The sequence below is a fragment of the Brevibacillus dissolubilis genome (assembly GCF_006170445.1).
GTDB lineage: Bacteria > Bacillota > Bacilli > Brevibacillales > Brevibacillaceae > Brevibacillus_B > Brevibacillus_B dissolubilis.
Genome location: NZ_VCNA01000016.1, coordinates 116570 through 126195, shown reverse-complemented (window position 1 = coordinate 126195; position 9626 = coordinate 116570). Strand labels below are relative to the sequence as shown.

Sequence of the window (9626 nt, the reverse complement as noted above, 5' to 3'; positions counted from 1 at the left end):
GTGGAAGCGCGGTAACGCGTGGAGCTGACGAGTACTAATCGGTCGAGGACTTATCCACATTACTTGCATGCTTGCTTCCAGTTTTCAAGAAACAACCGGAGCCGGTCGACGACAGACTGGCTTTTTTTGTTTTTCAAAAAAGAGGAATAAGAAATAAGACAAGTTGTATAACTCCTTTTCATATACTAAGGATGGTTGAACGAAACGAAGACCCCATCCTCGGAGAAGGAGGTATCGCCTTGTGATATCGAAGAATTCCCGTCCTGTTTTATTTATGTTATTTCTTTTGGTGATTATGTCTGTGTATGGGTGTGAGAGCGCCTCTGGGCCGCAGCAGAGTGTGCCTGCGGTAGCATCAAGTGATGTAAGTCAGCAACAGGGGAATACAGCAACAGTCAATCAGAATCAGGTGAATGCGGTGCCTTTGCAGGCGTGGACGGATGATCAATTGATGTATTCGCATCAGCAATTGAGTAAAGAAAAGATCCCTGTAAAGGCAAAGGGGATCTATTTGACTGGGTGGTCTGCTGGGAATAGTAATTTCCGGAAGCTATTGAATCTGGTAAACAGTACGGAATTAAATGCCATGGTGATCGATATGAAAGAAGATGAGGGGCGGATTACTTATAAGACATCGGTTCCGCTGGCCAAACGGATTCAGGCAGATGGTGTGACATTTGTTGCAGATATGGATCAACTGGTACAGACGCTTAACGAGAATAATGTGTATACGATTGCCCGTATTGTTTGTTTTAAGGACCCGTATTTAGCTGGGAAGAAGCCAGAATGGGCGATGCAGCGAAAAACGGGTGGGGTGTGGCGCGATCGTAAAGGCGTCATGTGGATTGATCCGTATCGGAAGGAAGTTTGGGATTATAATATCGCGATGGCGAAAGAGGCGGCTAAAAAGGGCTTCAAGGAGATCCAGTTTGATTATGTGCGGTTCCCAGAAGGGGGAAAACGGGTGGATGCCGAAGTTGCCTTTTATCAGCAGAATGGGAAGCCGAAGCAGCAGGTGATCGCGGATTTTTTGGCGTATGCGAGAAAAGAGCTGGAGCCTTATAACGTGTATGTGTCTGCTGATATTTTTGGCTTGGTGTCATCGGTAACGGATGATATGGGGATCGGTCAAAAGTGGGAGCTGGTGACGCCTGAGATTGATTATGTGTCACCAATGATGTACCCGTCCCACTATGCCAATGGAACATATGGACTGGCTGTGCCGGATGCGAAGCCGTATGAGACCATTCTTAACGGGCTGAAGGATGCGCAGAAAAAGGATCAGCTGGTTCTGGCAGCAGGAAGGCAGCCAGCGGTCATCCGGCCTTGGTATCAGGACTTCACGGCGACATGGGTACGGGGGCATATCAATTATGGCCCTAGAGAGGTCCTGGAGCAGATTAGAGCGGGGAAAGAGCTCGGGGTGGAGGAGTATTTGATTTGGGATGCGGGGAACTCGTACAGCGAAGGAGCTTGGCGGAGGTAAGGTTGGGCTGGCAATCCGAGAGAAGCTGTATGAGTGATGAGGAGTTAGGCAATTCGAAGGTAAGGATGCAGAAGCCAAAAGAATGATAAAGCCAAAAGAATGATAAAGCAAAGTGGAAAGACACCCAGTTGACTATGCGGCTGGGTGTTTTTTGCACATTCAGGCTATCTATGCAGGGGGGTTATAAAAACATCGTTTAAAACAGTACGGGGTTAAGGCTAGGGCTAGGGTTAGCTGTTGGTCATGTTGAGTTCCTGCAGCAGCATGTGTGGGAAGCTGTGCTCATGCAGCTTGAGGAACTTTTCGACGAGGTAGATTTCGGCGTAGGAGTGGGACAGGGTGAGTTCTCCCCACCATTCGGTCTCGTAGCGGCAGAGCATGCCGAAGAGGTACAGCAACAGGTAATGGGCCGCCCAGACTGGGAGCGGAGGATCTGGGGTGTGGTGGTTCCAGAAATAGAGCTGTCCTTGTCCGCATTGGGTGAACAGAGGGTGCTGGTTGAGAAGCTGCTTCGCTTGTAGAGGCAGCTTGAATGTTTTTAGGGTAGAAGCAGCTTGTGCAGCGGGCATGTGTGTTTTGGGAATAGAAGCTTGGTTGTCCAGCTTGTATGTTTTGGGAATAGGAGCTTGGTTGTCCGGCTTGTCTGCTTTTTGGAAAGGGGCAGAGATGATACGTTCAGGGTCTTGCAGTGGCATGGAGGGTGCTGGTACGTCCTCGGGCCTTAAGAATGGGACGAGTTCTTCGGGTGCGGTACGGCTGAGGTAATGCAAAAACGTTTCGGGAGAGTAGGCCAGCGCTCCAGTGTGGCCGTCTGGAAACCGCAGCTGAATATGATCGCGGTTCTCAGGGTGTTGGGCCAGATCAACGGGGAGCCAGTTGCTTTTTTCTCCGGTGACCAGGTAATAATCATCGAGCAGGTCAGGCAGAAAGCTAAACAGCTGTGAGGTGGTGTAGCGGTCTTGCAGAGGTGATAGCTTGCGAACATCGGCGAGATAGGCGAACAATCCCTCTTTTTGCGGGCGGATTTCGTCCTCGAGCAGTTGATACGGATTTTTTTTGATTTTGCGGGTCGTGACCCCGTGCTGGAGCATGCGGGAATTTTGTGGGTAGAGCGGGTCTTTGGCGATCAGGAGGCCTTTAAGCAGATGGACACAGCCATAAAAAAGCAGCATCGGACGAATGAGTAAATCACTTCGGGAGGCGGCATCATAATAGGCGCGAGCTTGTTTCCACGTATATAAAAAACGGTTGCTTTGCTGAAAAGCGTGCCGCTCTGGATGCTCCAGCCCGTGAGCCGAATAAGATTGGGTGAGAAATTTACGTGCGGTCGGTTCTGTTTCGAGATAACGCAGGGAGTCCCATACGGATCGGATCATGTGAAATACACCACCAATACAAATTAAATATTCGGAAAAATAAAATCTACTTTAGAGTAATAAAGAGAATCAACTTTAGTTTGCCCTACAAAACCGAACATTATGTTTCATTCTTGACAGTAAATTAAGCGGTTTGCTAAACTAGGAAAAACATTTTGGGGCGAAAGGGGAATCTTTGCAGTGTGGGAAAATAAATTTGCCAAGGAAGGCCTTACATTCGATGACGTTTTACTAGTTCCAGCCAGATCTGAGGTCCTTCCACGCGATGTGGATGTTACGGTCAGCCTGAGTGAAAATGTAAAGTTGAACATCCCATTGATCAGTGCAGGTATGGATACCGTCACAGAATCTGCAATGGCGATTGCTATGGCTCGTCAAGGTGGTATCGGGGTCATCCATAAAAATATGACCATCGAGCAACAAGCAAGTGAAGTGGATCGCGTAAAACGTTCCGAAAGCGGCGTTATCACCAATCCATTTTCACTGACGCCAGATCACAAGGTTTCTGATGCTGATGCGCTTATGGGGAAATTCAAAATCTCCGGTGTTCCGATTGTTGATGAGGGGAACCGCTTGATCGGGATTTTGACTAACCGTGACCTGCGCTTTGTCCATGATTTTTCTACACCGATCTCCCAAGTCATGACGAAAGAAAACCTCGTAACCGCACCAGTAGGGACCACCCTGCAGCAAGCGGAATCGACCCTGCAAAAGCACAAAATCGAGAAGCTGCCATTGGTGGATGAGAACAATATCCTCAAAGGCTTGATTACCATCAAAGATATTGAAAAAGCGATCCAATACCCGAATGCAGCAAAAGATAAGCAAGGCCGTCTGCTTTGCGCGGCTGCGGTGGGTGTGTCTGCTGATACGTTTGAGCGTGCAGCGGCATTGGTCGAGCATGGTGTCGATATGCTGGTAGTCGATACAGCACATGGTCATTCTCTCGGCGTTATTAATACTGTAAAACAACTTCGCGCTGCATACCCAGATCTGACTATCGTAGCTGGTAACGTGGCGACAGGCGAAGCAACCCGTGACCTGATCGAAGCAGGTGCATCCGTGGTTAAAGTAGGGATCGGACCTGGTTCCATCTGTACCACTCGTGTCGTAGCCGGTATCGGTGTACCACAGGTTTCTGCGATTTATGATTGCGCATCGGTTGCTCGTGAATATAACATTCCGTTGATCGCTGACGGTGGGATCAAGTACTCCGGTGACCTGCCAAAAGCAATCGGCGCTGGTGCGTCTGTCATCATGGTGGGCAGCCTGTTCGCAGGGACAGAAGAGAGCCCAGGCGAATTTGAAATTTTCCAAGGCCGCCGCTTCAAGGTCTATCGTGGAATGGGTTCCATCGGGGCGATGAAAGCAGGCTCCAGTGACCGTTACTTCCAAGATAACGCGAAAAAATTGGTTCCAGAGGGTATCGAAGGCCGCGTACCTTACAAAGGGCCGCTCGCTGACGTGGTCTACCAGCTGATCGGTGGTCTGCGTGCTGGTATGGGCTACTGCGGTACACCTACCATCCAAGAGCTTCGTGAGAAATCCAAGTTCATCCGTATCACGGGTGCTGGCTTGCGCGAGAGCCATCCACACGATGTACAGATTACCAAAGAAGCACCTAACTACTCGATTTCCTAATCAAATAGAACTAGACGGACTCCTCTCTGTGGCTGAGAGGGGTCTTTTTACTCATTCTAGAAAAAGACTACGTTCATCAATTTACTTATGGTAAACTAGAGATTGTGTGTCCATATCAACAAATAGAGTATGGGAGAGTGAACAGCACATGAAATCCAGATGGACATCCAGACTGGTGGGTGCGGTACTGAGCGTGACCCTTTTCTGTTCCAGTCTGATGATGAGCGCAACCCAAGCTGGGGCGCAGGAAGTGGCTCCGAATCTACAATTAGCCGTGAAGTCTGCGATCCTTGTAGAGGCTTCTACGGGGAAAGTTCTGTATAAAAACAATCCGGACATTCCACTTCCACCAGCCAGCATGACCAAGATGATGACAGAGTATCTGGTGCTTGAAGCGGTAAAGCAAAACAAGATCAAGTGGGAAGACCAAGTACCGGTAAGTGAGTACGCGTTCTGGGTCGCCAAAATGAGCGATTCTGCCGGGGTATACCTCAACATGGGTGAATCCCACGCCGTCAAAGACCTGTACAAAGCAATGGCGATCGCATCTGCCAACGATGCCACCGTACTGCTTGCGGAAAAAGTAGCAGGCTCTGAACCAAACTTCGTACAGATGATGAACAAAAAGGCACAGGAGCTTGGCATGACCAATACGTTTTATGCCACGTCATCCGGCCTGCCTGCTAATGAATTAGGACAATACGCACCAACTGCCAACAATGGTCGAGACAACGTCATGTCAGCGCGCGATGCAGCAATTCTCGCCCGCGCCTTGATCCGTGATTTCCCGGATGCTTTGGAATACTCCAAGATCCCTAGGCTGACTTTCCGTGAAGGCACAGCCAATCCGCTCAAGAAAGCCAACTACAACTGGATGCTCCCAGGTCTGCCGAATGAATATCCAGGTGTAGACGGTCTCAAAACAGGTTATACCGCAGAAGCCAAATATTGCTTCACTGGTACAGCGATCCGCGACAATCTGCGTCTGATCACGGTTGTAATGGGTACTGACTCTGAACAGAAACGTTTTGTAGAAACGAAAAAATTGCTCGACTATGGCTTCAGCACATTTAAACTGACGAAAAAATTGGACAAGGGTGCATCGATCAAAGGTTTTGAAACGGCACCTGTATCCAAAGGTGTAGAGCTTGAAGTACCGGCTGTGATTGAATCCGATCTGAACGATATCGGCAAAATCGGTCAGGACGGCAAAGTGGAAGCAACCGTCGAATTCAATAAAGATCTCGTGGCTCCAATCAAAAAGGGCGACGTGATCGGAAAAGTGATCCTCAAAGGGGAAACTTACGAATATCTCTCCCCATCCGAGACTCAAAAAAGCGGCATAAACGTTGTGGCTGCCCAGGATGTGGAGGAAGCAAGCTGGATTCGTCTTTTGTTTAGAAGTATTATCCAATTCTTCGGTGACATGTTTAGCGGTGCGACAGGTAAATAATAAGAACAACCTCAACCAGTCTAGATTTCCAAGTAGGCTGGTTGTCTTTTTGGGTATCGTTGGTTACAATAGATTCTGTTAAGGAGAGCGTAAATTCTTAACATTTAATCTCAATGTGAGCTAGAACATTCTGGTAGGGGGCTTAAATCTAATGGCTGAAGTAGGTACTTCTCGTGTAAAAAGAGGCATGGCTGAGATGCAAAAAGGCGGCGTCATCATGGACGTAATCAACGCTGAACAAGCAAAAATCGCGGAAGCGGCTGGTGCTGTAGCAGTAATGGCACTTGAGCGCGTGCCTTCCGATATCCGTGCAGCAGGCGGCGTAGCACGTATGGCTGATCTGCGTATCGTTGAAGAGGTATTGAGTGCGGTTTCCATCCCGGTTATGGCAAAATGCCGTATCGGTCACATTGTAGAAGCCCGCGTGCTGGAATCTCTGGGTGTAGACTATCTGGACGAGAGTGAAGTTCTGACTCCGGCTGACGAAGTATTCCACCTGAATAAAAAAGACTACACCGTTCCATTCGTGTGCGGTGCCCGCGATCTGGGTGAAGCTCTCCGCCGTATCGGTGAAGGTGCGTCCATGATCCGTACAAAAGGTGAGCCAGGTACTGGTAACATCGTAGAAGCAGTTCGCCACATGCGTACCATGAACTCTCAAATCCGTAAAGTGCAAGCAATGTCTTATGATGAGCTGATGGCTGAAGCGAAAAACCTCGGCGCACCATATGAACTCATGGAATATGTACACAAAAACGGTAAACTGCCAGTTGTTAACTTCGCAGCAGGTGGCGTAGCAACTCCTGCGGACGCAGCACTGATGATGGAGCTGGGCGCAGAAGGCGTGTTCGTCGGTTCTGGTATCTTCAAATCCGACAACCCAGAGAAATTCGCCCGTGCAATCGTAGAAGCAACTACTCACTACCAAGACTACGAACTGATCGCTCGCGTGTCCAAAGACCTCGGCGCTGCAATGACTGGTCTGGAAATCTCCAAAATCAGCCCACAAGACCGTATGCAAGAGCGCGGCTGGTAAGGTGAACCCTATGAAGATCGGTGTACTTGCCTTACAGGGCGCAGTGATCGAGCATATCCGCCTGCTGGAATCAGCAGGAGTGGAAGCGGCCGCTGTCAAGAAAACAGAACAACTGGAAGAGCTGGACGGTCTGGTTCTGCCGGGCGGTGAGAGCACCACAATGCGTAAGCTGATGGACAAGTACGGTTTTATCGACGCTCTCCGTCAGTTTGCCAGCGAGAAGAAGCCGATCTTCGGTACATGCGCTGGTGCCATCCTGCTGGCTGACCGCATTCAGGGGCAAGACGACGCTCACCTGAAGCTGATGGACATGAAGGTAGAACGCAACGCCTTCGGACGTCAGAAGGACAGCTTCGAGGCTGCTCTGCCAGTTGCTGGTGTGGCTCCAGATTATGTGGCGGTGTTCATCCGCGCACCATACATCATGGAAGTAGGCGCGAATGCAGAAGTCCTCGCGAAGTACGATGACAAAATCGTCCTCGCACGAGAAGGACAATTCCTCGCATGCGCCTTCCACCCAGAGTTGACCGAAGATAACCGTCTGCATAAGTACTTCATCGACATGGTGAAGGAATATCGGGCATAGCCTAAGAAAAAGCACCCTTTGTGGTGCTTTTTTATTTACACCCGTATAGAAGTTGTAGTAAATTAGAAAAATAAGTATGTACATACCACATGGAAAAAAACGTCGACAGGAACAAGTAGTTTGCTTGCAAGACGGTCAAGAGAGTCGGTGGCTGGTGGAAACCGATCCGTTGCACAGACGAATCCATCCTAGAGTGGCAGGGGAGTGAACCCGGCCCGGTTTACGTACCGTTATCACGTAGTCAAGGTGGGTTGTTGCTTAGTTGTCTAAGCTGACAGCCAAAGAGGGTGGCAACGCGGATACTGAACATTCGTCCCTTAGTGGGGGATGAGTGTTTTTATTTATGTCTACATACAGTTGTTCATTTGATGGAGGGATATAGACTATGTTAGATGCCAAAGTACTCCGGCATGATCTGGAGGAGGTAAGACGTCGCCTCGCTCACCGTAATGAAGATATCAGTGCACTGGATCAGTTCGCAGAAGTAGATGAGAAGCGCCGCAATGTGATCCAAGAAGCAGATGTGTTGAAAAACAAGCGTAACACCGTCTCCGAGCAAGTAGCGGTGCTCAAGCGCAATAAAGAAAATGCCGATCACCTGATCGCGGAGATGAAAGAGGTCAATGACCGGATCAAGTCACTCGACGAGGAGCTGCGCGTACTGGATGAGCAGCTCACCGACATCCTGTTAAGCCTGCCTAACCTGCCGCACGAAAGCACACCGGTCGGCGAAACCGAAGATGACAATGTACTGCACCGTACATGGGGCGATGTGCCAACTTTTGATTTTGAACCAAAACCACACTGGGAGTTGGCTTCTGAGCTGGGGATCGTTGATTTTGAGGCAGCGTCCAAAATCACCGGAAGCCGCTTCGTCGTATACAAAGGGCTAGGCGCACGTCTGGAGCGCGCACTGATCAACTTTATGATGGATCTGCACTCCAATGAGCATGGCTATGAAGAAGTGATCCCGCCGTATATCGTCAACCGTGCGAGCATGACCGGGACAGGCCAATTGCCGAAGTTTGAAGAAGATGCATTCAAGGTGGATGCAAATGATTACTTCCTGATCCCAACGGCGGAAGTGCCAGTCACCAACATGCACCGTGAAGAAATCCTCGACGGAAACCAACTGCCGCTCTACTATTCCGCGTACAGTGCGTGCTTCCGTTCTGAGGCGGGTTCTGCCGGCCGCGACACGCGTGGTCTGATCCGTCAGCACCAATTCAACAAAGTGGAGCTGGTGAAGTTCGTGAAGCCGGAAGACTCCTATGAAGAGCTGGAGAAATTGACTGCGAATGCAGAGCGCGTACTCCAGCTGCTCGGCCTTCCATACCGCGTCATGAGCATGTGCACAGGCGACCTCGGCTTCACAGCGGCGAAGAAATACGACATCGAAGTGTGGCTTGCGAGCTATAACACATACCGTGAGATCTCTTCCTGTTCCAATTTTGAGGACTTCCAAGCGCGTCGTGCCAACATCCGTTTCCGTCGTGATGCCAAATCCAAGCCAGAATTCGTACACACGCTCAACGGTTCCGGCCTGGCGATTGGCCGTACGATGGCAGCGATTCTGGAGAACTACCAACAGGCAGATGGCACTGTAGTGATTCCAGAACCACTCCGTCCATACATGGGTGGTATCACAGTGATCGCTCCAAAAGCAAAAAAATAAAGCTGTATCATAACAGTTTTGAATCATAAGAATGCAGGCGGCTCAAGGGATTTTCCCTAGAGCCGCTTTTGTTTTACGCAAAATGGGCAAAAGATTTTGGAAAATGTTGTTGCAAGATGAGGTAGATTGTTATAGAATAACTACTAACAAAGCAACTTGTTATAATACAGTAAAACAAACAAGAAAGAAGGAGGCATTTTCAAATGGATTGTTACAAATGCAACGGAAACGGTGAAACAGATTGTGGTCATTGCAGTGGGAAAGGTCATCATGATGGCGGAGAGTGCCATCGTTGCCATGGTGACGGTGCGATCAGCTGCCACGGATGTGCTGGTTCTGGATTGCTCGACTAAGCAAGCCGATTTTTTTTGAC

The 9626-nt window shown here is 49.4% G+C and carries 8 protein-coding genes and 1 other annotated feature; of the genes, 7 read left to right on the top strand and 1 reads right to left on the bottom strand.

The genetic code is table 11. The features are described 5' to 3' along the window. The first annotated feature begins 241 nt into the window (after nt 1-241). Entirely contained in the window at nt 242-1486 is a 1245-nt protein-coding gene (locus FGI41_RS22985; RefSeq protein WP_255298610.1) for a putative glycoside hydrolase, read from the top strand. A gap of 230 nt (nt 1487-1716) precedes the next feature. Here FGI41_RS22985 and FGI41_RS22980 read toward each other — a convergent pair whose 3' ends face one another. Then, nucleotides 1717-2862, bottom strand: a complete 1146-nt coding sequence (locus FGI41_RS22980; protein WP_139492642.1) for a YaaC family protein — start codon at nt 2860-2862, stop codon at nt 1717-1719. Nucleotides 2863-3042: 180 nt separating this feature from the next. Here FGI41_RS22980 and guaB point away from each other — a divergent pair, with 180 nt between their 5' ends. From guaB to FGI41_RS25190, 6 genes are all read left to right on the top strand, one after another. After that, on the top strand, nt 3043-4503 hold the full coding sequence (gene guaB / locus FGI41_RS22975) for an IMP dehydrogenase (protein WP_139492641.1): 1461 nt from the start codon (nt 3043-3045) through the stop codon (nt 4501-4503). A 148-nt stretch (nt 4504-4651) separates the two neighbouring features. Next, nucleotides 4652-5956: a D-alanyl-D-alanine carboxypeptidase family protein gene (locus FGI41_RS22970; protein ID WP_139492640.1), complete on the top strand. Its 1305-nt coding sequence runs from the start codon at nt 4652-4654 to the stop codon at nt 5954-5956. A 151-nt stretch (nt 5957-6107) separates the two neighbouring features. After that, a complete protein-coding gene (pdxS, locus tag FGI41_RS22965) occupies nt 6108-6992 on the top strand; it encodes a pyridoxal 5'-phosphate synthase lyase subunit PdxS (RefSeq protein WP_139492639.1) in 885 nt (294 codons plus the stop codon). Nucleotides 6993-7002: 10 nt separating this feature from the next. Continuing rightward, nucleotides 7003-7578 carry a pyridoxal 5'-phosphate synthase glutaminase subunit PdxT gene (gene pdxT, locus FGI41_RS22960; protein WP_139492638.1) on the top strand — a complete coding sequence of 192 codons (576 nt, stop codon included), beginning with the start codon at nt 7003-7005 and terminating at the stop codon, nt 7576-7578. A gap of 93 nt (nt 7579-7671) precedes the next feature. Next, nucleotides 7672-7899: a binding site (T-box leader), on the top strand. Nucleotides 7900-7963: 64 nt separating this feature from the next. After that, complete coding sequence (gene serS, locus FGI41_RS22955) at nt 7964-9253, top strand: serine--tRNA ligase (protein WP_139492637.1); 1290 nt, start codon at nt 7964-7966, stop codon at nt 9251-9253. Between the two features lie 203 nt (nt 9254-9456). Continuing rightward, complete coding sequence (locus tag FGI41_RS25190) at nt 9457-9606, top strand: DnaJ-like cysteine-rich domain-containing protein (RefSeq protein WP_176560408.1); 150 nt, start codon at nt 9457-9459, stop codon at nt 9604-9606. Nucleotides 9607-9626 lie beyond the last annotated feature (20 nt).

Coding starts and splice junctions, on each gene's coding strand:
- FGI41_RS22980 (WP_139492642.1), bottom strand. CDS start 2,862: ATGATCCGATCCGTATGGGACTCCCTGCGTTATCTCGAAACAGAACCG.
- FGI41_RS22970 (WP_139492640.1), top strand. CDS start 4,652: ATGAAATCCAGATGGACATCCAGACTGGTGGGTGCGGTACTGAGCGTG.
- pdxS (WP_139492639.1), top strand. CDS start 6,108: ATGGCTGAAGTAGGTACTTCTCGTGTAAAAAGAGGCATGGCTGAGATG.
- pdxT (WP_139492638.1), top strand. CDS start 7,003: ATGAAGATCGGTGTACTTGCCTTACAGGGCGCAGTGATCGAGCATATC.
- serS (WP_139492637.1), top strand. CDS start 7,964: ATGTTAGATGCCAAAGTACTCCGGCATGATCTGGAGGAGGTAAGACGT.
- FGI41_RS25190 (WP_176560408.1), top strand. CDS start 9,457: ATGGATTGTTACAAATGCAACGGAAACGGTGAAACAGATTGTGGTCAT.